Consider the following 22,510-nt stretch of genomic DNA (forward strand, 5'->3'; position numbering starts at 1 on the left):
AAACCACCCCCCCCACAACCCGGGCCCCCCCCTGCAGGAGCCCCCCCCCCAGCCCCAGGACATTGACCTCATCCCCCAGGATATCCCCCTGGACATCGTCTACGAGGACGACGACGTGGTGGTGGTCAACAAGCCCGTAGGGATGGTGGTACACCCCGCTCCGGGCCATCCCGACGGGACATTGGTAAACGCTCTGTTATATCATTGCAAAAATACACTATCTGGAATCAACGGAGAGCGCCGTCCGGGCATTGTCCACCGCATTGACCGGGACACCTCGGGGCTGCTCATCGTAGCCAAGAACGACAAGGCCCACCTGGCTCTGGCTGAGCAATTGCAAGACCATTCCCTGTTCCGCCTCTACCACGCCGTAGTGGTGGGAGGTTTTAAGGAGGAGTCGGGGACGGTGGACGCACCCCTGGCCCGGCACCCGGTGGACCGGAAGCGCATGGCGGTATGCCGCACGGGCGAGGGCCGGGAGGCCATCACCCACTGGCAGGTGGTGGACAGCCGGGGCGGCTACTCCCACATCACCTGTCGGCTGGAGACCGGGCGCACCCACCAGATTCGAGTCCACATGGCCTCCATCGGTCACCCCCTGGTGGGGGACCAGGTGTACGGCTCCAAGAAGCCGTTCCCCGGCCTGGTGGGCCAGTGCCTCCACGCCGCCTGCCTCACCTTCACCCACCCCACCACCGGGGAGCGCATGACGGTGGAGGCCCCGCTGCCCGACTGGTTTACCAAGACCCTCCAGCGGCTACAATTAACCTGATTCCCCTATCCATACCCAGAAAGGAATGATATCTATGAATCATCGCAAGGTTGCCATCATCGGCTGCGGCTTCGTGGGCGCCTCCATCGCCTTCAGCCTCATTCAGAAGGGGCTGTTCTCTGAGATGGTGCTCATTGACGCCAACCACGACAAGGCAGAAGGCGAGGCCATGGACCTCAGCCACGGCCTGCCCTACCTCTCCCCCATGGAGATCTACGCCGGAACCTATGAGGACGTGTCCGACTGCGCCCTGGTGATCATCACCGCCGGGGCCAACCAGAAGCCCGGTGAGACCCGTCTGGACCTCATCGACAAGAACGTGGGCATCCTCAAGACCATCATCCCCCAGATCACCGCCCGCCCCTTTGAGGGCATGCTGATGATCGTGTCCAACCCCGTGGACGTGCTCACCTACGCCGCCATGAAGATCTCCGGCTATCCCGCCCACCGGGTGTTCGGCTCCGGCACCGTGCTGGACACCGCCCGGCTGAAGTTCCTGCTGGGCCAGCACCTGGACGTGGACAGCCGCAACGTCCACGCCTTCATCATCGGCGAGCACGGGGACAGCGAGCTGGCGGTGTGGAGCGGCGCCAACGTCTCCGGCGTCCCCCTGGAGCGGTTCTGCCAGTTCCGGGGCCACAACGACCACGCCGGAGCCACCCAGCGCATCTATGAGGGCGTGCGGGACAGCGCCTACGAGATCATCCAGCGCAAAGGCGCCACCTACTACGGCATCGCCATGGCAGTGGCCCGCATTGCCGAGTGCATCGTCAAGGACCAGCGGTCGGTGCTCCCCGTGTCCGTGTGCCTGGGCGGTCAGTACGGCCTCAACGGCCTGTGCCTGTCCATCCCCTCCATTGTGGGACGCCGGGGTGTGGAGCAGATTCTGGAGATTCCCCTCAACGAAGAGGAGTCCAACGCCCTGCACGCCTCTGCCAAGCAGCTGCAGGAGGTTATTGAGCACCTCAATCTGTAATATCTCCAAATGAGAACCGGGAATGCAGGTGAACACTTGCATTCCCGGTTTCTTTTTTGCTAGCCTCTGCTTCTCCGATTTCTCGGGTATACACCTACGCCCCCGGTGGGGACGCTCCGCTGGGGTGACTTTCTGCCGCCAGAAAGTCACCAAAGACCGCCAAAGGCGGGGCCTTCCCCCGCCTTGTGGAATCCACCCCGCGGTACGGGGTGTCCCTGCGTTCTCCTTTTTGCGGCCCTTAGCCTGGCGAGGTCACATGGATGGCACGGCAATTCTATTGTCAGTCTCAGCTTCTATGGCAAATAAACTTCTACCTCCAGGGCCTTACCCTGGTGAGCCGCTGTTCCCAGCTAACGAACATCTGGCTCCCGGCGGCGGGAACGCCGCTTGGCCAGGGTAGGCCCGGCTGTGGAAACCACCCAGCCATAGGGCCAGTTGCCCAAGGTGGCCTGGTGTGGTGGCAGAACTAGGCGTCACAGCAAGGGTGACGGGCCGAACACCAGCTTGACGCAGGGACAGCCTCGTACCCAAAGGGAGGTCCTTAGGGGGGAACGCCCTAAGCGGGTTTTGGTTCCTTTTGCCCGCTCAAAAGGAACCCCCAGCGGGTAGCGTCCCCACCAGGCTGGCAAGCCTGAACCATGGGCGGTTAGACCGACACCCCCTCCCTTTGCATAAGGGGGTCTTTTTGTTTTCCCCTTGACATTGTATCCCCCCTGTGATACTCTAACTGTACTAGGACAGCTAGTACAGTTCATACAGCTGAGAAAGGCGGTGAAGGCGGTGTTACATCTCAACTACCGAGACGGGCGGCCCATCTACGAACAGGTGAAGGAGGGGCTGCGGCAGCTGGTGATCTCCGGGGCCATTCGCCCGGGGGATAAGCTGCCCTCGGTGCGGTCCATGGCGGCCCAGCTGGCCATTAACCCCAACACCATTCAAAAAGCCTACGAGGCGTTGGAGCAGGAGGGGTACGTGTACTCCATCCCCGGCAAAGGCAGCTTTGCCGCCGACCGCTCCGAGGTGGAGGACAAACGGCGGGAGGAATTGCTCGCCCAGCTATCCAAGGTGGTCCAGGAGCTGCGGTTTCTGGGGGTCACCGACGAGGAGATTTCCGCGGCGTGCGGACGGAAGGAGGAAGCCCCATGATTGAGGCAAAAGCAGTGAGCAAATCCTTTGACGGATTTCTAGCTTTGAACGATTTGGACATGACGGTGCCCAAAGGCTCCATCTACGGCCTGGTGGGCCCCAACGGGGCGGGCAAATCCACCATTCTCCGCCACCTGTGCGGGGTGTACCGCCCGGACAGCGGTGTCATCACCATTGAGGGCCAACCCGTATACGAACATCCCACCATCAAGGAGCGCATGGTGGTGATTCCCGACGATGTGTACTACTACGGCTCGGCTTCGGTGCGGGAGATGATGAAGTTCTACCGGGGCATGTACCCCACCTTCTCCATGGAGCGATTTGAAAAGCTGGCGGAGGCCTTCCCCGAGGTGGACGCCAAGCGGCCCATCCGCCGCATGTCTAAAGGTATGCAGAAGCAGGCAGCCTTCTGGCTGGCCATGAGCTGCTGCCCGGACTACCTGCTGCTGGATGAGCCGGTGGACGGCCTGGACCCGGTGATGCGCCGTCAGGTGTGGTCCCTGCTGATGGGAGACGTGGCGGAACGGGGCACCACGGTGCTGGTGTCCTCCCACAACCTGCGGGAGCTGGAGGACGTGTGCGACCACGTGGGTATTTTGAGCCATGGCCAGGTGGTCATTGAGCGGTCCCTGTCCCAGCTCCAGGGCACCACGGTGAAATTGCAGGTGGCCTTCCCCGACGGGGTGCAGCCCGGGCTGCCCCAGGGGATGGAGGTGCTCCACCAGTCCCAGTTGGGCCGGGTATACACCTACATTGTCCGAGGCCGTGCGGAAGAGGTACAGCAGCAGGTGGAGGCCATCCACCCCCTGTTTGTGGAGGCGCTGCCTTTGAGTTTGGAAGAGATCTTTATCTATGAGATGGGAGGGAACGACTATGCGGTGCGGGACATCGTTTTATAATGGGACCTTGGGCAGACAGCTCACCCTGCGGTTTTGGCCCCTGATTGCTCTGTATACGGTCATCTGGGCCATTGTCCTGCCCATTTCTGGGTTGAACTATATGCGCAGCGGCTCTATTGGGGGTTGGGCCACCGACATTGAGTATCTGTTCCGGGCCTTGGCCACCCCCATGACCATCGTATTCGGCGTGCTGGCAGCCATGGCAGTGTGCAGCCACCTGTACACCACCCGCTCGTGCAACTTCACCGCTGCCCTGCCCCCCAAGCGCACGGCTCTCTTTGCCACCCACTATCTCACCGGTCTTTTGTGGCTGGTAGTGCCGGTGGCAGTGATGACCCTGATGGCCTCTTTCTTGGCCATTGGCTGTTCCCTGAGTGGATTTGCCTCTGGGCTGGCTCTGGTATGCATGCAGACTTTGTTTTTTTACTCCTTTGCGGTGCTGTGCGGCATGCTCACCGGCCACCTGCTGGCCCTGCCCGTGTTTTACGGCATCTTCAACGGCCTGGTGGGCGGACTGTGGTACCTGCTCACCCTGCTGTTTCGGCAATTTTACTTTGGCTACCCCGGTTCTCTGGTGGCGGTACCCGCCTGGGTGGAATGGTTCACCCCCGCCTGGCAGCTATTCAGCTACGGCAGCCCGGATGCCGGATGTGGAATGTCCGCTGTCTACGCCGGAGTGGGAATCGTGTTCGCCCTGGCGGCCTGGCTTCTGTACGTCAAGCGACCCATGGAGCGGGCTGGGGACGTGGTGATCTGGGCGGGTCTGCGCCCGGTGTTCCGCTACGGCGTGGCCCTCTGCTCCGGACTGGCTCTGGGCTCTCTCACCCGGCTGGTGCTGGGCCTGGACGAACTGGGGCTGGCAGTATCCGTCATGCTGTGGGGCGTGGCTGGCTGCTTTGTGGGTCAGATGTTTTTGTCCAAGTCGGTGCGGGTACTGCGGTACTGGAAGGGCGCCGGGGCCATTGCCTGCGCCTGCGCTGCCCTGTTCCTGGTGATGAAATTGGACCTCACCGGGTACGAGACCCAGGTGCCGGAGGCCGACGAAGTGGTGTCGGTGACCATCTCAGGGCTGGACAGCTACCCCGTTGACACCGCCTCGAACTTCCACGACATCCAGACCCAGGACCCTCAGGCTATTTCCCTTATCACCCAGCTTCACCAGGCTTTGGTGGACCAGCGAAACACCTTCAACGGGTATTATGACAACTCCACCCGTTTTGACGTGACCTACACCTTGGCCGATGGTACCCGGCTCACCCGCTCCTACACCGTGTATGTCAATGAGGTGGATCTGGACCGGGCCGGTACCGTCACCCAGCTGGCCCATCAGCTGGTGAATGACAGCAAGCTCATGCTCCTGTCCTATGAGTTCCACGAGTTGGAAGCGAATGGATACCGCCCCACCGGCGGCACCTTCTATCTCACTTCTGACACCGGAAACACCTCTACCGGCCACGACCTATCCACCAGTGAGGCTCAGAGCCTCTACCAGGCCATTGTGCAGGATATCCAGGAGGGCAATCTGCCCCGCACCCTGTTCTATGGGTATGGAGATGTGCACATTGACCTATACTGGAGCATCAGCCCCAACTCCTTCAACCAATTGGCGGACCCTTACAACACAGACTACATTCCCGGCAACTACATTTCCGTGGAGATTACGAACCAGGCCGTACACACTCTGGAGGTTCTGGAAGAACTGGGCAACTGATTTCACCGACCCACCCGTCTCATCCTTGGGCGCGGGTGGGTTTTCTTTGACCTGCGGGCCATAGTCTGTTAATATGGGACTATCCAATTCAGACGATAACAGGAGGGCCACGCCATGACACCCAAGGAAGAATTTCTGGAGATCTTTCAAACCCACATTCACCGGGAGGGTTCCGCCGAGCTGCTGGACTACCTTTTAAATAAGAGCGACTTTTTCACCGCCCCCGCCTCCGCCCGCTTCCACGGCTCCTATGTGGGTGGGCTGTGCGAGCACTCGGTGAATGTGTTCCGCTGCCTGGAGGACTACCTGGCCCGGCCCCGCACCCGGGACGTGTACCAGCTGGACTACCCCATGGAGTCGGTGGCCATCGTGGCCCTGCTCCACGACCTGTGCAAGATTGGTTGCTACAAGGCTGGCACCCGCAATGTGAAAAACGACGCCACAGGCCAGTGGGAGAAGGTGCCCACCTTCTTCTTTGAGGACAAGCTCCCCTACGGCCACGGGGAGAAGTCGGTGTACATCATCTCCGGCTTCATGCGCCTTTCCCGAGAGGAGGCCATGGCCATCCGCTGGCACATGGGCTTTTCCAGCACCGAGGACAACCGCCTGGTGGGTCAGGCCTTCCAGCAGTTCCCCCTGGCCTTTGCTCTGGCCACAGCGGACATGGAGGCGTCCTACTTCCTGGAAAAGACCTAAACAATCAGCCCCGGCTGCTTGGGTGCAGCCGGGGCTTACATTATTTATATATTCCATCCAAAATCTCAATGACCTGGGCCACCGCGTGGTCGTCGGTGTGGCCCACCAGCCTCGCCCCCCAGTCCTTCACCGGCTGGGCGCAGTTGGCCGGGGCAAAGGGAATGGCGGACACCTCCAGCATGGGGATGTCGTTTTGATTGTCCCCCATGCAGTACACATTCTCCGGCGCAATCCCCAGCAGCTTGGCCACATAGGCCACCATGGTGCCCTTGTTGGCCCCCTTGGCGGTGACCTCCAACAGATAGGGGTTGGAGAAGATCACCTCGTAGTCCTCCCCCCAGTGGGAGAGAAGATACTCCTGAGCCTCCACCAACATGGGGTGGTCCTGCTCCACAATCACCTTGGTCCAGGGGGTGGGCATCTGGTCCACCCCGCACTCCTGGTACGGCACTCCCACCCGGTTGAGGTGTTTCAGCGTGACCACGTTGGGGTTATAGACGTAGATTTCCTCCCCGTGGTAGGCCTCAAAGGACAAATCCGGGTACTGGGCGCACAGCTGGCCCATATGCTCCCGGGCCTTGTGGGGCAGCTGGCTCTCTTTCACATACCGCCCCGCCTGGAAGTCATAGATTCCCGCCCCGTTGGACACCACCACCGGGGCGTTGAACTCCAGGTGTTCCTTTTCAATCTGGGGGGCAAAGGTGCGCTTGGCCCGGCCAGTGGCGATGGAAAACCGTCCGCCCTCCTGCATAAAGTACCGGATGGCCCGGTGATTCTCCTCCGACACCGTGAGGTGTTGATTATATAAGGTGTCGTCGTAATCGGTGTAGAGCAAAACCCCGTCAAACTTGCCCATGGGTATTGGCCTCCTTGTCATTCGCGTCTTATTTTCCACAATTTTATCGCCCCCCACCCAAACTTGTCAACCCCGGTCAATTTTGCCCTGATTCTGCCAGAAAGCAGATTTTTCCCCCGAAAGAGGTTAAATTTTTACCATAATTTTTTCTTGCGCGGAAGGTATAAATCAAATTCAAGTCCGAATTTGACACAAAAAACCCTTGACGGGAAGAGAAAAAGCGTGTAGGATATGACTTGTAACTGATTTGTAACTATTGAAATTTATTTGTTACCAATTCGAACTTGGGAGGGACGTTCCGTGAGGAACTGGCATCTGGACCGCGTACACAATTCAATGGCATCCCTTCGCCGTGTTTCCGGCAACGCCGCCCAGCAGGTGAAGAACCACCTGAAGGGCGCCGCCCACCGAGCCAAGGCTACCACTTACCTGTGGAAGCTCAGCGCTGGCTCCGTGGTCGCCGAGTACAAGGCCACTGCCCGGGTCACCCATGCCGCCTGCAAGGCCAAGATGGCCCCGGTCGCCGCTAAAGTGGCTCCGGCTGTCGCCGCTTGCAAGGCCAAGGCCGCTCCCGCTGCCCAGGTGTGCAAGGAGAAGGCTGCCAGCGCCGCCATGGTCTGTTCCGACCTGGCCCGTGTGGCTGGTGTCAGCTCCTACCGCTCCGCCCGTAAGAATTGGGATAAAGCCTCCGAGTGGGGCAAGGAGAGCTGGGAGAAGGCCGGCGTTGTGGCCAGCCGCGTGCGAGTCCGTGTGGACCGTCACCCCGTCTCTCCCCTTCTGTACATCACCCTGCTGTGCGTCGGCATCGGCGCTGTGGCTTTTAATGGCATGTACACCAAGGCCTATGTGGCCTATGTCAACGGCGAGGAAGTGGGCGTGGTCTCCAGCGAGGAAGAGCTGAGCAGCATCGTGGGCAACGTGGAGACCCGCGTGGCCAGCGTGCTGGGCGAGGAGTACAGCTACGACGCGGAGATCACTCTGGCTCCCACCTACCTGGACGCCGGTACCCAGACCAACGCCCGGGCCGTGGAGGATGCCCTGTTTGAGGACACCGGGGCCATGATGAACGCCTACGCCGTGTCCGTGGACGGCCAGGAGCTGGGCTACGCCCAGACCAGCGAAGAGCTGCAGACCATGCTGGACAACGTCACCGAGCCCTACCTCAATGAGCAGACCGTGGAGCACCACTTCACCCAGGACGTAGAGATCTATGAGGTGGAGGTGCCCTCCAACACCCAGTTTACCCCCGACACCCTCCAGTCCACCCTCTCCGGCAACAAGGAGGAGGCGGAGTACGTCACCGTGGAGCGTGGCGATACCTTTAACAGCATTGCCGAGGCCGCTGGCCTCACCGGCGACGAGCTCCAGGCTCTCAACCCCGACGCCGACAGCAGCCAGCTCACCGTGGGCGATCAGCTGCTGGTGAAGCAGGCTGTGCCCATGCTCACCGTGGAGACTGTGGTCACCGAGACCTATGAGGAGACCATCCAGAGCCCCGTGGAGTACGTGGACAACCCCAACCTGTATGAGGGTACCACCCGCCTGAAGGCCGCTGGCCAGGACGGCGTGGAGAAGATCGAGGCCCGCATCACCTGCATCAACGGCCAGGAGACCCAGCGGGAAGAGGTGTCCCGCACCACCGTGCAGGAGGCCACCACCACTTACATGTACCAGGGCACCAAGGAGAAGCCTGCCACCGCTTCCACCGGTTCCTTCATCTGGCCTCTGTCCGGTACCATTACCTCTCGGTTCGGTTACCGTGACATCTTCGGCAGCACTTCCTTCCACTCCGGTCTGGACATCGCCGCTCCCTATGGCACCCAGATCTCTGCTGCTGACGGCGGCACCGTCACCTTCGCCGGTTGGCGTGGCAGCTACGGCCAGACCGTCATCATCACCCATGACGACGGCACCGTCACCTACTACGCCCACTGCTCTTCCCTGCTGGTCAACGCCGGGGACAAGGTGTATCAGGGCCAGGCCATCGCCCGGGTGGGCATGACCGGCACCGCTACCGGCTATCACTGCCACTTCGAGGTGCGTGTAAACGGCAAGAGCGTCGATCCTGAGCATTACCTGTAAGACATTCAAAGCGTGCTGTGAGAACCCCTCACAGCACGCTTTTTTGTGCCTCCCTACCGGAAGCAAGCTCAAGAAGGTGCGACTTTCTCCGATTTCTTAGGTGGAAACCTGCGCCCCCACCGGGGACGCTCCGCTGGGCCCGATTTCTCCCCGATGAGAAATCGGGGAAAGAATCGCCAAAGGCGGGGCCTTCCCCCGCCTTGTGGAATCCACCCCGCGGTACGGGGTGTCCCTGCGTTCTCCTTGTTTCGGCCCTTAGCCTGATGGGGTCACATAGATGGCGTGGACATTCTGTGGGTCGTGCCTACTCCTGTGTAGGTGGTACTTTTACTGCCAGGGCCTCACCCTGGTGCACCGCTGTTCCCAGCTAACGGGGGCCTGGCTCCCGGCGGCGGGAACGCCGCTTCTCCAGGGTAGGCCCGGCGGTGGAAATCGCCTGGCGATAGGGCCAGCTGCCCAAGGTAGCCTGGTGTGGTGGCAGTAACAGGAGCCACAGCAAGGGTGACGGGCCGAACCGAGACTTGACGCATGGACAGCCTCGTACCCCAAGGGAGGTCCTTAGGGGGGAACGCCCTAAGCGGATTTTGGTTCCTTTTGTCCGCTCAAAAGGAACCCCCAGCGGGAAGCGTCCCCACCAGGCTGGCAAGCCTGAGACTGTGAGGTTAGACGGTCAATCCCTCCGTCTCGTCGGTGCGGACTGTGTATCCCTCGCCTCGCCCCTGAGAGACGGGGCAAGTCTCGCTCACGCCGTCGCACCTCCTCTCCCCACCAAACCCGCTTGCGCTGGGCTTTGGCGGGGGCCCCAATGTAACGCCGTGCCACCTCCCTTTGCACAAGGAAGGCTTTCCCCGCGGAGCGCCCCACTTGACAAAATCGAACAAATGTATTATCATACTCCTAGAACATTGGTTCGACAAATTTCGAGGAAGAGTCGTTTATGGGACTGTATTTGTGAGATACTGGACACAAATACAACAAGGAGGATTGTCTATGGAGACCACATTTTACACCGTACCTGCCCGGAGAGTGACCATGAGCAGCGTTGCCCCGGCCTATGAGAATGCCCCCACCCGGGAGCTGGTGTGTCTGTCCCGGCAAGCCCCCGCCCACGCTGGCAAGACCGGACAGATCATCGACTTTACCGCCTGGAAGCAGGACCACGACCTGGACACCCAGCAGCCCCAGGAGGTCCTGGAACCCCAGGCTCCCCGCCCCGCTGGCCGGGCCTCTGGGCTGTGGTGGCTGATGCAGCACGGGGAGTGGGTGGCCACCCTGTCGGTGATCGGGGCCATGCTGCTGCTGAGCCTCCGCATTCTGGTGGCATAATCACCAAAGTTGACAGAAAATAAAAAAATCAGGAAAAATCCCTTTACAATTGGGGTATGATTATGATATGCTATTCGAGCATTTTGATGCACACCCGTCAGCTTAGTTTCGGGACATTGCCCGCTTGTTACGCGGGGGATTCACCCGCCCGATACTCAGCGTCCGGGCAGAATACAAGAAAGGTGGAAACTACCCATGATTCGTAAGGACCAGAAGACTGCCGTCATCGAGGCCAACCGCACCCACGAGACCGATACCGGTTCTCCCGAGGTTCAGATCGCCATCCTCACCGCCCGCATCCAGGAGCTCACCGAGCACCTGAAGGTGCACATCCACGACAACCACAGCCGTCGTGGCCTGCTGAAGATGGTCGGTAAGCGCCGCAAGATGCTGGACTACCTGGCTAAGAAGGACATCGAGCGTTACCGCGCTATCATTGCCAAGCTGGGCATCCGTAAGTAAGTTTTTTCAAATAGGGCGGCGTGAACCTCACGCCGCCCTTGCCTCTATTCCCCGCCATCTGCTGGAGCCTATCCTTTTAGCAGTTGAACATGGGTCTCACCAATAGGAGGGGCCTGTGTTCAAGTGCTAAAGTGTGATCGCTCCAGCTGGGCTCAAAGAAAAGGAGTGTATCAACCTATGTCTACCATCATCAAGCACAAGGAATTTGTCAACCACAAGGTGTATGAGACTGTGGTGGCTGGCCGTCCCCTGAAGATCGAAGTGGGCAAGATGGCCGAGCTGGCCAACGCTGCCGCTATGGTCACCTACGGTGAGACCAGCGTTCTGGTGGCTGTCACCGCCTCCCCCCGTCCCCGGGACGGCATCGACTTCTTCCCCCTGTCCGTGGACTTCGAGGAGAAGCTGTACGCTGTGGGCCGCATCCCCGGCTCCTTCATGCGCCGTGAGGGTCAGCCCTCCCTGCCCGCCGTGCTGGCCAGCCGTCTCATTGACCGGCCCATCCGCCCCCTGTTCCCCACCGACCTGCGCAATGACGTGGTGGTCACCTGCACCGTCATGAGCGTGGACTACGACTGCTCTCCTGAGGTCACCGCCATGATCGGCGTGTCCGCCTGCCTGTCCTACTCCGATATTCCCTGGAACGGCCCCATCGGCTGCATGGAAGTGGGCTATGTGGACGGCCAAATCGTCATGAACCCCACCCGTGAGCAGAAGCACGCCTCCCAGATGGACGTGACCGTGGCCGCCACCATGGACAAGGTGGTCATGATCGAGGCCGGTGCCAAGGAGATTCCCGACGAGATCATGTACGAGGGCATCGTGAAGGCCCACGAGGAAATCCGCCGTCAGGTGGAGTTCATCAACGGCATTGTCGCCGAGATCGGCAAGCCCAAGTTCGAGTATCAGCACGCCTCCTTCAACCAGGAGCTGTTTGACGATATCGTGGCCAACTTCATGGACGAGGCCAAGGCCGCCATGGACACCGACGACAAGAACGTCCGGGAGCAGCGCTGGAACGCCATGATCGACCACTGGCACGAGAAGTATCTGGAGACCTATCCCGATATGGACCAGTACCTGGAGGAGTTCACCTACAAGTTCCAGAAGAAGATCGTCAAGGCCTGGCTGCTGGAAGGCCACCGTGTGGACGGCCGTGCCAAGAACGAGATCCGTCCTCTGGCCGCCGAGGTGGGCGTTCTGCCCCGTGTCCACGGCTCTGGCCTCTTTACCCGTGGTCAGACTCAGGTGCTGTCCGTGTGTACCCTGAACACTCTGGCCGCCTCCCAGAAGCTGGACACCATCTGGGAAGAGGAAGAGAAGCGCTACATGCACCACTACAACTTCCCCGGCTACTCCGTGGGCGAGGCCCGCGGCGCCCGTTCCACCAACCGCCGCGAGAAGGGCCACGGCGCTCTGGCTGAGCGCGCTCTGGAGCCCGTGATCCCTAGCGTGGAGGAGTTCCCCTACGCCATCCGTGTGGTCAGCGAGGTTCTGTCCTCCAACGGCTCCACCTCTCAGGGCTCCATCTGCGGCTCCACTCTGGCTCTGATGGACGCCGGCGTGCCCATCAAGGCCCCTGTGGCCGGCATCTCCTGCGGCCTCATCCAGGACGACGACGGCTCCTTCACCACCTTCATCGACATCCAGGGCGTGGAGGACTTCCACGGCGAGATGGACTTCAAGGTGGCCGGTACCAAGAAGGGCATCACCGCCATTCAGATGGATTTGAAGAACGACGGTCTGTCCCACGCCATCATCAAGGAGGCCCTGGAGATCACCCGGGACGCCCGTTTCGCCATCCTGGACGAGATCATGCTGCCCTGCATCTCTGAGCCCCGGGCTGAGGTCAGCGAGAACGCCCCCAAGATGATCAAGATGAAGATCGACGCCGACAAGATCCGTGAGGTCATCGGTTCCGGCGGTAAGGTCATCCAGAAGATCTGTGCCGACACCGGCGCCAAGATCGACATCGAGGACGACGGCACCATCTTCATTGCCGGTGTGGACAAGGCTTCCTGCGAGGCCGCCAAGAAGACCATCGAGACCATCGTGTTTGTCCCCGAGGTGGGTGCTCTGTACTACGGCAAGGTGGTGCGCATCCTCCAGTTCGGTGCCTTCGTGGAGCTGGCTCCCGGCAAGGACGGCATGGTGCACATCTCCAAGCTGGCCAACCGCCGCGTGGAGAAGGTGGAGGACGTGGTGAACATCGGCGATATGATCTGGGTCAAGGTCACTGACATTGACGAGAAGGGCCGTGTGAACCTGTCCTACAAGGACGCTCTGCGGGAGATCGAGGCCAAGAAGGCCGCTGGCGAGCCCATTAAATAAAAATTCCAAGGCGCTGTGGTGCAATTTCCACAGCGCCTTGAAATTTTTGAATGAATAACGAAGAATGAATAATGAAAAATGCAGGCCCTTTAGCGTCTGCCAACCCCAGATCCTCCCTCTGGGATGGAGCCTTACGCCTATTTTTCGGTCTCTGCCTGAAATCAGAATCCGTGCCGCTTGCGGCACACCACAATTATTCATGATTCATTCTTTCATGATTCATTCCTCTGCGCTGGGCGCAGAGGAAAAAATTTTCTCCCCGAAATCTGCTGACAACGACACCCCGGTTTGCTATACTAGAGGTGGAAAGATGTCAACCCTGTGTTTATAGAGATAGGAGGTTTTTTCCTATGTGGATATCACCCCACGCAGAGGAGTTTTTCGGGTGCCTGGCTCCTCTGCTGGCCTCCAAGGAGGTCAATGCCATGCGGCAATGGCGGCACCACTTCTCCGTGACCTGCTATGAGCACTCCCTCTTCGTGGCCTACATGGCCTACCGCATCGCCCAGCGCTTCGGCTGGGACTGCCGGGCCGCCGCCCGGGCGGGACTGCTCCACGACCTGTACCTCTATGACCCCGCAGACCGCAACGCCCATCCCGGCAACCAGTGCCTGGACCATCCCGTGTTTGCCCTGCGCAATGCCCAGGCCCTGTGCCCCGACCTCAGCGAGGGTGAGGCCAACGCCATCGTCTCCCACATGTTCCCCCTGGCGGTGCATCTGCCCCGCTCTCGGGTGGCCATTGCGGTGAACCTGGCGGATAAGCTGTGCGCCACCATCGAAGTGGCCCAGCTGTATCGCATCATTCCCCTGCGCCGTCGGCTGATGGCCCGGGTGGGTTGCTGCTGAGTTTTCCAGAAACTGTATTTTATCTGTGTTAAATTTTCCCCGGTCTGTTGCCCATTTCACAGGCCGGGGGGAAATTTGTATGCTTCTTTTGTGTAGAAGGAAGGATTTTGGACAAATTTCAATTTCCCTCTTCAAAAACCGGTGGATTCTGATATAATATTTTAGATGCATTTTGTCAGCGATTGTGGTGGGCGGGCAACGCCCCGTCCCGGCACTGGATGCCCCTACCATACATCACACACAGAGAGGAAGTACAACAATGATTTCTCACGGTAAAGATCTGAAAATCTTCTCCGGAAGCTCAAACCGTGCTCTGGCCGAGGCCATCTGCCAGGACCTGAGCATTCCCCTGGGCAGTGCCGAGGTGGGCGCCTTCTCCGATGGAGAGAACTTTGTCTCCATCCATGAGACCGTCCGTGGCTCCGACGTGTTCGTGGTTCAGTCCACCAGCTCCCCCGTCAATGACAACCTGATGGAGCTGCTGATCATGATCGACGCTCTCAAGCGCGCCTCTGCCGGCCGCATCACCGCCGTCATCCCCTACTTTGGCTACGCCCGTCAGGATCGTAAGACCAAGCCCCGTGACCCCATTTCCGCCAAGCTGGTGGCCAACCTCATCACCCGGGCCGGCGCCGACCGTGTGCTGACCATGGACCTGCACGCCAACCAGATTCAGGGCTTCTTTGACATCCCCGTGGACAATCTGCTGGGCTCTCCTGTGTTTGTGGACCACTTCCTGCGCCGCTTCGCCGCCGTCCACGACGAGACCATGGTGGTCTCCCCCGACGTGGGCTCTGTGGCCCGTGCCCGTGCCTTCGCGCAGAAGCTGGACATGCCCATGGCCATTGTGGACAAGCGCCGTCAGAAGGCCAACTCCTCCGAGGTGATGAACATCATCGGCGAGGTGAAGGACAAGCACGTCATCCTGCTGGACGACATGGTGGACACCGGCGGATCTCTGTGCCACGCCGCCCAGGCTCTGGTGGACATCGGCGGCGCCAAGTCCGTCACCGCTGCCGCCTCTCACGGCGTGCTCTCCGGCCCTGCCATTGAGCGCATCAATGCCTCTGTGCTGGACGAGGTGCTGTTCCTGGACACCATCCAGCCCCGGGAGGACATCGCCGAGGTGTGCCCCAAGATCAAGTATCTGTCCGTGGCTCACATGTTCGCCGAGGCCATTGCCCGCATCTACGAGGAGCGGTCTGTGTCCAAGCTGTTCCAGTAATCACGCTCGTTTGGGGGCTGTTGCAGGCTGTGCCTGCAACAGCCCTTTTTCTTCTCTTTTGGGAAAGAGGGCCTTCCACCATTGCCCTGGTGAAAACCAGCGCCCCCGGTGGGGACGCTACCCGCTGGGGGTTCCTTTCTGCTGCCAGAAAGGAACCAAAGACCACCAAAGGCGGGGCCTTCCCCCGCCTTGTGGAATCCACCCCGCGGTACTGGATGGAGTGTGCACCTTTCTCTTTTCGGCCCTTGGACTGGTGGGGTCACATAGATGGCATGGCAATTCTTTTGTGAGTGCCAGCTTCTACGACAAATAATACTCCTATCCCCAGGGCCTAACCCTGGTATGCAACTGTTCCCAGTTGCCGGAAGCCAGGCTCCCGGCGGCGGGAACGCCGCTGCACCAAGGTAGGCCCGGATGTGAAAATCGCCCGGCCATAGGGCCAGCTACCCAGGGCAGCCTGGTGTGGTGGCAGTGACAGGGGCCACAGCAAGGGTGACGGGCCGAACACCAGCTTGACGCATTCCCAGCCTGGTACCCCAGGGGGGTACTTAGGGGGGAACGCCCTAAGCGATTCTTTCCCCGATTTCTCATCGTGGAGAAATCGGGCCCAGCGGAGCGTCCCTAGCAGGGACACTGGTTTCCGCCAGGGAAATTGGAGAAGTATAATCCTCCAAAAATAAAGCAAAAAGGAGTTTTCCCCATGTTTTTTGGTAAAAAGCTGCCGGTGACCTGGCTGGTGGTGGGTCTGGGCAACCCCGGCGACAAATACGAAAACACCCGGCACAACGCCGGGTTTATGGCCATTGACCAGCTGGCCGACCGGGGAGACTTCCCGGTGCAGCGTCTGAAGTTCCACGCCCTCACCCATCAGGCCACCATCTCCGGCCAGGGGGTGCTGGTGATGAAGCCCACCACCTACATGAACCTGTCCGGGGACGCCGTGGCGGAGGCCGCCGCCTTCTATAAAGTGTCCGAGGAGCATATTCTGGTGCTGTGTGACGACGTGTCCCTGCCGGTGGGTAAGCTGCGCATTCGCACCCAGGGCTCCGCCGGGGGCCACAACGGCCTGAAGAGCATTATCCAGCGCCTGGGCACCGACAAATTCCCCCGGGTGAAGATTGGCGTGGGGGGCAAGCCCCACCCCGACTACGACATGTCCGACTGGGTGCTGGGCAAGTTCGTGGGCCCGGACAAGACCGCCATGGACGAGGCCACCCTGCGGGCGGCCCAGGCGGTGGAGTGCTATCTCAAGGACGGGCCCCAGAAGGCCATGAATCAGTTCAACTAACTTTGGTGGAAAAAGGAGCCGCTATGAAGGAATTACTCCACATTCTCCAACAAGTGCCCCAGTTCCCCGCCCTGGTACAGGCCCTGGAGACGGGCCAGTCCCCGGCGGCGGTGTCGGGGCTGTCCCGCATCCACCGGGCCCACTTTGCCGCCGGACTGGGCACCGCTCTGGACCGCCCGGTGGTGATGGTGTGCGCCGACGAGGACGAGGCCCAGGCCCTGGGCCGGGACATCACCGCCTTCACCGGCTGGAGCGTGACCCTGATTGGAAGCCGGGAATTCAACTTCTACAACGGCGCTGTGGCCTCCCACCAGGGGGAACACAGCCGCCTGGCCGCCTTCTACGCCATGGCCCAGGGGGAGTGCAAGGTCATCACCGCCACGGTGGAGGGCCTGTTACAGCGCACCCTCTCCCCTGAGGAGCTTCTGGAACATGTGGTGACCATCTGCTCCGGCGGCTCCTATGACCCCACCCAGCTGGCCGACGCCCTGGCCGCCCTGGGCTACACCCGGTGCGACCAGGTGGAGGGCGTGGGGCAGTTTGCCCTGCGTGGCGGCATTCTGGACGTGTTCTCCCCCGCCCAGGACCACCCGGTGCGGGTGGAGTTCTGGGACACCGACGTGGACTCCATGGGCCTGTTTGACCCCGCCACCCAGCGCCGGGTGGGCCATCTGGACAAGGCGGTGTTCCTCCCGGTGCGGGAGGTGCTGCCCCAGCGGCAGGAGGATGGCTCCTGGCAGCAGGTGCCCGACCACCAGCTGCCCCAGCGCTACCCCGTGGCCCACACCGCCGTCCACCACCTGCCCCCGGACGCCGTGGTCTGCCTGTCCGAGTCCGCCCGGGTGGCGGAACGGGGGAAAAACTGGCTGTGGCAGCTGGACGAGGACCTGAAAACCCTGGTGGAGAGCGGGGTGCAGTTGGGCAAGCACGCCACCTTCGCCCTCACCTTCCCCCATCTCATGGAGGAGCTCCAGCAGTTCCCCCTGTGCTTTTTGGACTCCTTCTCCACCTCCACCCTGCCCCTGCCTCCCAAGGCCCTGTTCAATGCCCAGGGCCGCCAGCTGTCCACCTTCGGGGCCAACCTGGACTCCGCCGCCGCCGACCTCACCCAGCTGCAAAGCGCCAAGACGGGCACGGTGGTGCTGGTGGGCAGCGAGCAGCAGGCCCTGAACCTCCAGGCCCTGCTGCGGGAGAAGAAAATCCGCTCGGCGGTGGACTTCCAGCTCCACGAGCTGCCCGCCCCCGGGGGCATCACCATCGCCGTGGGGGGGCTGTCCGCCGGCTTTGACTACATCGGCTGCCCCTTTGCGGTGCTCACCCAGGGCCAGAGCCAGGGCAAGCGAAAGGGAAAACGGCTGAAACACGCCGCCGACCGCCGCCGGGTGGACTCCTTCACCGACCTGACCCCCGGCGACCTGGTGGTCCACGAGCACCACGGCATTGGCCGCTTCGTGGGGCTGACGAAAATGAAGGTGGACGGCATCGACAAGGACTACATCAAGCTGGCCTATGCCGGGACCGACACCCTCTACCTCCCCGCCACCCAGCTGGACTCCATCTCCAAGTATATCGGCGGCGGAGACGACACCCAGCACAAAAAGCTGTCCAAACTGGGCGGTACCGAGTGGGAACGGGCCAAATCCCGCACCCGGGCCGCGGTCAAGGACCTGGCCAAGGGGCTCATTCAGCTCTACGCCCAGCGGCAGCGGCAACCGGGGTATGCCTTTGCCCCGGATTCCGCCTGGCAGCGGGAATTTGAGGACGACTTCCCCTATGAGGAGACGGAGGACCAGCTGCGCTCCATTGCCGAGATCAAAAAGGACATGGAGGCCCCCCGGCCCATGGACCGCCTGCTGTGCGGGGACGTGGGCTACGGCAAAACCGAGGTGGCCCTGCGGGCCATGATGAAGTGCGTGCTGGACGGCAAGCAGGCGGCCATTCTGGTGCCCACCACCGTGCTGGCCCGGCAGCACTACCTCACCGCCAAAGCCCGGTTTGCCAAGTACCCGGTGGAGATTGAGGTGGTGTCCCGGTTCCGCACCCCCGCCCAGATGAAAAACGCCCTCAGGGGAGTGGAGGACGGCTCGGTGGACATTCTCATCGGCACCCACCGCCTGCTGCAAAAGGACGTGCACTTTAAAAACCTGGGTCTTCTGGTGGTGGACGAGGAGCAGCGGTTCGGGGTGACCCACAAGGAGCGGCTGAAAGAGCTGGCCCGCCAGGTGGACGTGCTCACCCTCTCCGCCACCCCCATCCCCCGCACGTTGAACATGGCCCTGTCCGGCATCCGGGACATGTCCGCCATTGAGGAGCCCCCGGCGAGCCGCCAGCCCGTGCAGACCTACGTACTGGAGCACAACTGGTCGGTGCTGTGTGACGCCATGCGCCGGGAATTGGAGCGTGGGGGCCAGGTGTACTACCTCCACAACCGGGTGGACACCATCCACGCCACCGCCGTGCGCATCCAGGAGATGCTGGGGGAGGATGTCACCGTGGCGGTGGGCCACGGTAAGATGAGCCAGGAAGAGCTGTCCGACGTGATGACCCGCATGGGGGACGGCGAGGTGGACGTGCTGGTGTGCACCACCATCATCGAGACGGGCATTGACATCGCCAACGCCAACACCCTCATCATTGAGGACGCCGACAGGTTAGGCCTGGCCCAGCTCCACCAGATTCGGGGCCGGGTGGGCCGCTCCACCCGCAAGGCCTACGCCTATATGACCTACCGCACGGGGAAGGTCTTGAGCGAGATCGCCACCAAGCGGCTGTCCGCCATCCGGGAATATGCGGAGTTTGGCTCCGGCTTCCGCATCGCCATGCGGGACTTGGAGATTCGAGGGGCGGGCAACCTGTTGGGCCCCGAGCAGTCCGGCTTCCTCATGAGCGTGGGCTATGATTTGTATCTAAAACTGCTGGAAGAGGCGGTTTTGGCGGAAAAGGGAGAGGTTCCGGTGCAGGCGCGGGAGTGCACCGCCGACCTGTCCGTGCCCGCCTCCATCCCCGAGCGGTATGTGCCGTCGGCCCAGCAGCGCATGGACCTGTATCGCCGCATTGCCCGCATCCGCACCGAGGAGGACGGGGACGACGTCACCGACGAGCTCATCGACCGCTTTGGAGACCCGCCCCGTGGGGTCAATAACCTCATCTCCATTGCCCTGCTGCGGTCCCAGGCCGCCAAGTGCGGCATGGTGGATATCTCCCAGAAGGGGGCCACCCTGCGGTTTACCCTGGAGGAATTTGACCTCCAGGCCATCGCCAACCTGGGGGGCCAGTACCCCGCCCGGCTATTGTTCACGCCGGGGCAGGACAAGGGCCTGCTGACCTTGAAGCTGAAACAGGGGGAGGACCCCCTGCGGGTGGCGCAGCAGCTGGTGGAGAAATATACTGCTTTGTTGCCAGAGCCAAAATAAGCGCTGTTCCCCTTGACACAGGCTCTCTTTTATGCCACGATGGTACTGTAACGGACCCCATGGCCATTCTTTAGCCTCAGCCGTCTTCCCCATCCTATACCGAGAGGTGATTGTATGACAAGCACGGTAAAAAAACTGGTTCTATCCGTTCTCATGGCCCTTACGATGATGATGTTGTTCCTGCCCTGGGTGAACTACAGCGATGTAAAAGTGGTACCCGGTATTCTTGTCCTGTCCAGACACATGGCCATCTCTCTGATCATCCTTGGACTGTATTTTCTCAGCGTGTGGCTGTATCACCTGTGGAAACCTGGATGTTTTATCGTCGGTCTGGCCTGTTTGTTCATACTTCTGGGCATGATGATGGACCAGATTTTCGCTTGGGGTGCTATCGCGCTGGAATCTCCGGGCCCATATCTGGGCGTGGGAGCCGTGGTTCTCAATGTGGTGGTCTATGTGGTCCTGCTCCGGGATGCCCTGGGCATGTCCCGCAGCCACTCCGCCCCGTAAGGGTTCTTTCCCAAAATATATAAAATGGCAGATGCAGCCAAAAACTGCATCTGCCATTTGTTTTATATAAAGCTCTCTTTACGCAATGGTAGTCATTTACACATCTCTGTTGCTAACCAAGTCGCCGCAGGTTATAATATACATATCTCACAGCTCATATATAAATTTCTTAGTCATATTGCCAAACACGGGAGGGGAAATTTGTAATGAAGAAAATATTCATCGGGAGTTCTACACAGGCTTTATATATCGCACAAATAATAAAAGAAAAGCTGACACGATTTGGGGCTGATGTAACTATTTGGGATGATAAGAGTGTTTTTACCCCCGGAGATAACCTCATTGACGCTTTGCAAAAAATTGCTCATCAATTTGATGGTGGCGTTTTTGTTCTAAATACCGATGATGAAATAACTGTTCCCAATCGTAATGACCCCAAATATGTGCCCAGAGATAACGTTTTAATAGAAGCTGGTATGTTTATAGGGCTTCTCGGCAAACAATCTGTAGCATTATGTACTGTTCCAGGAATACATAACGCTTCCGACTTTAAAGGCATAATTAATATCATTTGTAATGATCGAAACTATGAAAAAATGGATAGTGACTTAAAAAAATGGCTCGATGAGAACGTAAAGGAACGCCATAACATGCCAGGAGAACATAATGTACTGATGCTGTCAAGACGTAAAATTCACAAACGCTATTCTATTGATGAAAGACTTCATATAAGCGATGGTTTATACAAAAACATAAGCCGTATTAGGTTAATGAACTTCGCTAGCAATTTAGTAATCAATCCTCAAGTTGGTGAGCCTGGACATATCCCGCCTAAAGATATTCCGCTATCCGAAGCAATTGAAAAAATACTCTCAGAAACTTCTGCCAACGTCGAACTAATCCTTACGCAGCCAAATAAATATAATTTAAACGATTTGAAAACTAAAATTGTAAATCTTAGAGCAGGTTCTTGTGAGGGCTCCTTATATAGTGCTTTAGCCACCTTATATGAAAACCTTTCTTCTGATACGATCTATGCCAAAAAGAGTAAGTCAATGCCTATCTCATTCCACTTGCGTGTTATGAAAACAAGTATGCCATTTGCCATTTTTAATGTGGAGTTCTTGGGTGATGCACAAAGATTCAACCATGTAAAAGTTGATCTATACTCAGCAGAACTAGATGATGAGGATAATCGAAGAAGTTTCGTTATTTGGCAGGAGGACGACCCAGAGAACTACCAATTTTTTGTGCATAACTTTGCAAACATCCTAAATAATCCTTCACTGTGCGAAAAAGTACAATTATCCACATTAAAAAAATGGGCTGATAAATGGGAAAATCTAAAGCCAGGAGGTAAAAAGTAATGGCATTTATTGATGGAAGTGAGATTCAGAAGGCATTAACAGACTCCTATCGTGTATATCTGTGCGGCGATTTAAAGAAACCTCAGGACTTGCAGTGGATACATGATGACAGAAATGAATTAGGCATCAGTTATTACAAGCAGTTTACAGCAGATCAGCCCCATTATCATACTACTGCCACCGAATATAATTATGTCATCAGTGGAAAAAGCAAAATCTATTTAATAGATGAGAAAAAAGAACTATTATTGGAAACTGGTTCAGTCTTTGTCCTTCCACCAATGACCAAATATGCTTCTAAGCATTTTGACAACACCACCATCATATTTTTTAAATCCCCCGGCGGAAACGATAAACAGTTAATTGATGTTGATGGTAAGCTAAAAGATTGGCTCAGTGCGTGGTGAAGAAGCCCAATAATAGTCTATATTTTCCATCTATTCTCTTCCGATCTGCACTCAAGGAGGTCCAAATCTTCTGGGTAGCGGAAATTCTATCCAGCATTCACTAAGCCAAGAGCCTTTGTTGGACAACAAGTTAGCACCGCATCACCGTGACGCAAAGTAAAGAGTGCCTGTTGCAAATCAAATTTGCAACAGGCACTT

18 protein-coding genes are annotated in these 22,510 nt (G+C 59.0%); 17 read left to right on the forward strand and 1 reads right to left on the reverse strand.

Translation table 11 applies throughout. The annotated features are described in order from the left end of the window. From E0L15_RS09305 to E0L15_RS09330, 6 genes are all read left to right on the forward strand, one after another. Positions 1 to 772: RluA family pseudouridine synthase (locus E0L15_RS09305; RefSeq protein WP_168125374.1), on the forward strand; the 772-nt coding region annotated here is incomplete at its 5' end. Positions 773 to 797: 25 nt separating this feature from the next. Beyond that, the gene (locus E0L15_RS09310) at positions 798 to 1,748 is read left to right on the forward strand and encodes an L-lactate dehydrogenase (RefSeq protein WP_347565990.1); all 951 of its coding nucleotides are present in this window, start codon (positions 798 to 800) and stop codon (positions 1,746 to 1,748) included. Between the two features lie 780 nt (positions 1,749 to 2,528). Continuing rightward, on the forward strand, positions 2,529 to 2,894 hold the full coding sequence (locus E0L15_RS09315; protein ID WP_087234266.1) for a GntR family transcriptional regulator: 366 nt from the start codon (positions 2,529 to 2,531) through the stop codon (positions 2,892 to 2,894). Next, positions 2,891 to 3,793 (forward strand): ABC transporter ATP-binding protein, encoded by a 903-nt coding sequence (locus E0L15_RS09320; RefSeq protein WP_168125376.1) that lies wholly within the window; start codon positions 2,891 to 2,893, stop codon positions 3,791 to 3,793. Before E0L15_RS09315 ends, E0L15_RS09320 begins: the two co-directional genes overlap by 4 nt. Then, complete coding sequence (locus tag E0L15_RS09325) at positions 3,768 to 5,504, forward strand: hypothetical protein (protein ID WP_168125377.1); 1,737 nt, start codon at positions 3,768 to 3,770, stop codon at positions 5,502 to 5,504. The genes E0L15_RS09320 and E0L15_RS09325 overlap by 26 nt, the downstream gene beginning before the upstream one ends. Before the next feature lie 114 nt (positions 5,505 to 5,618). Beyond that, on the forward strand, positions 5,619 to 6,200 hold the full coding sequence (locus E0L15_RS09330) for a hydrolase (RefSeq protein WP_168125378.1): 582 nt from the start codon (positions 5,619 to 5,621) through the stop codon (positions 6,198 to 6,200). A gap of 40 nt (positions 6,201 to 6,240) precedes the next feature. On the opposite strand, the gene E0L15_RS09335 is transcribed toward E0L15_RS09330, so the two are convergent. Next, a complete protein-coding gene (locus E0L15_RS09335; protein ID WP_168125379.1) occupies positions 6,241 to 7,056 on the reverse strand; it encodes an HAD family hydrolase in 816 nt (271 codons plus the stop codon). A 300-nt stretch (positions 7,057 to 7,356) separates the two neighbouring features. Between E0L15_RS09335 and E0L15_RS12660 the strand changes: the two genes are divergently transcribed. From E0L15_RS12660 to E0L15_RS09390, 11 genes are all read left to right on the forward strand, one after another. Further along, positions 7,357 to 9,138 carry a M23 family metallopeptidase gene (locus tag E0L15_RS12660; RefSeq protein WP_168125380.1) on the forward strand — a complete coding sequence of 594 codons (1,782 nt, stop codon included), beginning with the start codon at positions 7,357 to 7,359 and terminating at the stop codon, positions 9,136 to 9,138. Positions 9,139 to 10,128: 990 nt separating this feature from the next. After that, positions 10,129 to 10,464: a hypothetical protein gene (locus tag E0L15_RS09345; RefSeq protein ID WP_087370993.1), complete on the forward strand. Its 336-nt coding sequence runs from the start codon at positions 10,129 to 10,131 to the stop codon at positions 10,462 to 10,464. Between the two features lie 195 nt (positions 10,465 to 10,659). Then, entirely contained in the window at positions 10,660 to 10,926 is a 267-nt protein-coding gene (gene rpsO, locus E0L15_RS09350) for a 30S ribosomal protein S15 (protein ID WP_087232405.1), read from the forward strand. A 177-nt stretch (positions 10,927 to 11,103) separates the two neighbouring features. After that, positions 11,104 to 13,254 (forward strand): polyribonucleotide nucleotidyltransferase, encoded by a 2,151-nt coding sequence (locus E0L15_RS09355; RefSeq protein ID WP_087370996.1) that lies wholly within the window; start codon positions 11,104 to 11,106, stop codon positions 13,252 to 13,254. 350 nt (positions 13,255 to 13,604) lie between these two features. Beyond that, positions 13,605 to 14,102, forward strand: a complete 498-nt coding sequence (locus tag E0L15_RS09360; RefSeq protein WP_087392530.1) for an HD domain-containing protein — start codon at positions 13,605 to 13,607, stop codon at positions 14,100 to 14,102. Positions 14,103 to 14,361: 259 nt separating this feature from the next. Continuing rightward, on the forward strand, positions 14,362 to 15,327 hold the full coding sequence (locus E0L15_RS09365) for a ribose-phosphate pyrophosphokinase (protein ID WP_087232396.1): 966 nt from the start codon (positions 14,362 to 14,364) through the stop codon (positions 15,325 to 15,327). Positions 15,328 to 16,027: 700 nt separating this feature from the next. Further along, positions 16,028 to 16,615: an aminoacyl-tRNA hydrolase gene (gene pth, locus E0L15_RS09370; protein WP_168125381.1), complete on the forward strand. Its 588-nt coding sequence runs from the start codon at positions 16,028 to 16,030 to the stop codon at positions 16,613 to 16,615. 23 nt (positions 16,616 to 16,638) lie between these two features. Next, complete coding sequence (mfd, locus tag E0L15_RS09375) at positions 16,639 to 20,028, forward strand: transcription-repair coupling factor (RefSeq protein ID WP_168125382.1); 3,390 nt, start codon at positions 16,639 to 16,641, stop codon at positions 20,026 to 20,028. Between the two features lie 114 nt (positions 20,029 to 20,142). Further along, on the forward strand, positions 20,143 to 20,538 hold the full coding sequence (locus E0L15_RS09380; protein WP_168125383.1) for a hypothetical protein: 396 nt from the start codon (positions 20,143 to 20,145) through the stop codon (positions 20,536 to 20,538). Positions 20,539 to 20,744: 206 nt separating this feature from the next. After that, the gene (locus tag E0L15_RS09385) at positions 20,745 to 21,905 is read left to right on the forward strand and encodes a nucleotide-binding protein (protein ID WP_168125384.1); all 1,161 of its coding nucleotides are present in this window, start codon (positions 20,745 to 20,747) and stop codon (positions 21,903 to 21,905) included. Continuing rightward, positions 21,905 to 22,312, forward strand: a complete 408-nt coding sequence (locus tag E0L15_RS09390) for a cupin domain-containing protein (protein WP_168125385.1) — start codon at positions 21,905 to 21,907, stop codon at positions 22,310 to 22,312. Before E0L15_RS09385 ends, E0L15_RS09390 begins: the two co-directional genes overlap by 1 nt. The last annotated feature ends 198 nt before the right edge of the window (positions 22,313 to 22,510 follow it).

The sequence above is a fragment of the Pseudoflavonifractor sp. SW1122 genome (assembly GCF_012027765.1).
GTDB classification, from domain to species: domain Bacteria; phylum Bacillota; class Clostridia; order Oscillospirales; family Oscillospiraceae; genus Enterenecus; species Enterenecus faecium.

Excerpts from the sequence above, each read along its gene's own strand:
- E0L15_RS09320 (WP_168125376.1), top strand. The coding sequence starts at position 2,891 with ATGATTGAGGCAAAAGCAGTGAGCAAATCCTTTGACGGATTTCTAGCT.
- E0L15_RS09380 (WP_168125383.1), top strand. The coding sequence starts at position 20,143 with ATGACAAGCACGGTAAAAAAACTGGTTCTATCCGTTCTCATGGCCCTT.
- E0L15_RS09335 (WP_168125379.1), bottom strand. The coding sequence starts at position 7,056 with ATGGGCAAGTTTGACGGGGTTTTGCTCTACACCGATTACGACGACACC.
- E0L15_RS09325 (WP_168125377.1), top strand. The coding sequence starts at position 3,768 with ATGCGGTGCGGGACATCGTTTTATAATGGGACCTTGGGCAGACAGCTC.
- mfd (WP_168125382.1), top strand. The coding sequence starts at position 16,639 with ATGAAGGAATTACTCCACATTCTCCAACAAGTGCCCCAGTTCCCCGCC.
- E0L15_RS09310 (WP_347565990.1), top strand. The coding sequence starts at position 798 with ATGATATCTATGAATCATCGCAAGGTTGCCATCATCGGCTGCGGCTTC.
- E0L15_RS09365 (WP_087232396.1), top strand. The coding sequence starts at position 14,362 with ATGATTTCTCACGGTAAAGATCTGAAAATCTTCTCCGGAAGCTCAAAC.
- rpsO (WP_087232405.1), top strand. The coding sequence starts at position 10,660 with ATGATTCGTAAGGACCAGAAGACTGCCGTCATCGAGGCCAACCGCACC.
- E0L15_RS09360 (WP_087392530.1), top strand. The coding sequence starts at position 13,605 with ATGTGGATATCACCCCACGCAGAGGAGTTTTTCGGGTGCCTGGCTCCT.
- E0L15_RS09390 (WP_168125385.1), top strand. The coding sequence starts at position 21,905 with ATGGCATTTATTGATGGAAGTGAGATTCAGAAGGCATTAACAGACTCC.
- E0L15_RS09355 (WP_087370996.1), top strand. The coding sequence starts at position 11,104 with ATGTCTACCATCATCAAGCACAAGGAATTTGTCAACCACAAGGTGTAT.
- E0L15_RS09385 (WP_168125384.1), top strand. The coding sequence starts at position 20,745 with ATGAAGAAAATATTCATCGGGAGTTCTACACAGGCTTTATATATCGCA.
- pth (WP_168125381.1), top strand. The coding sequence starts at position 16,028 with ATGTTTTTTGGTAAAAAGCTGCCGGTGACCTGGCTGGTGGTGGGTCTG.
- E0L15_RS09345 (WP_087370993.1), top strand. The coding sequence starts at position 10,129 with ATGGAGACCACATTTTACACCGTACCTGCCCGGAGAGTGACCATGAGC.
- E0L15_RS09330 (WP_168125378.1), top strand. The coding sequence starts at position 5,619 with ATGACACCCAAGGAAGAATTTCTGGAGATCTTTCAAACCCACATTCAC.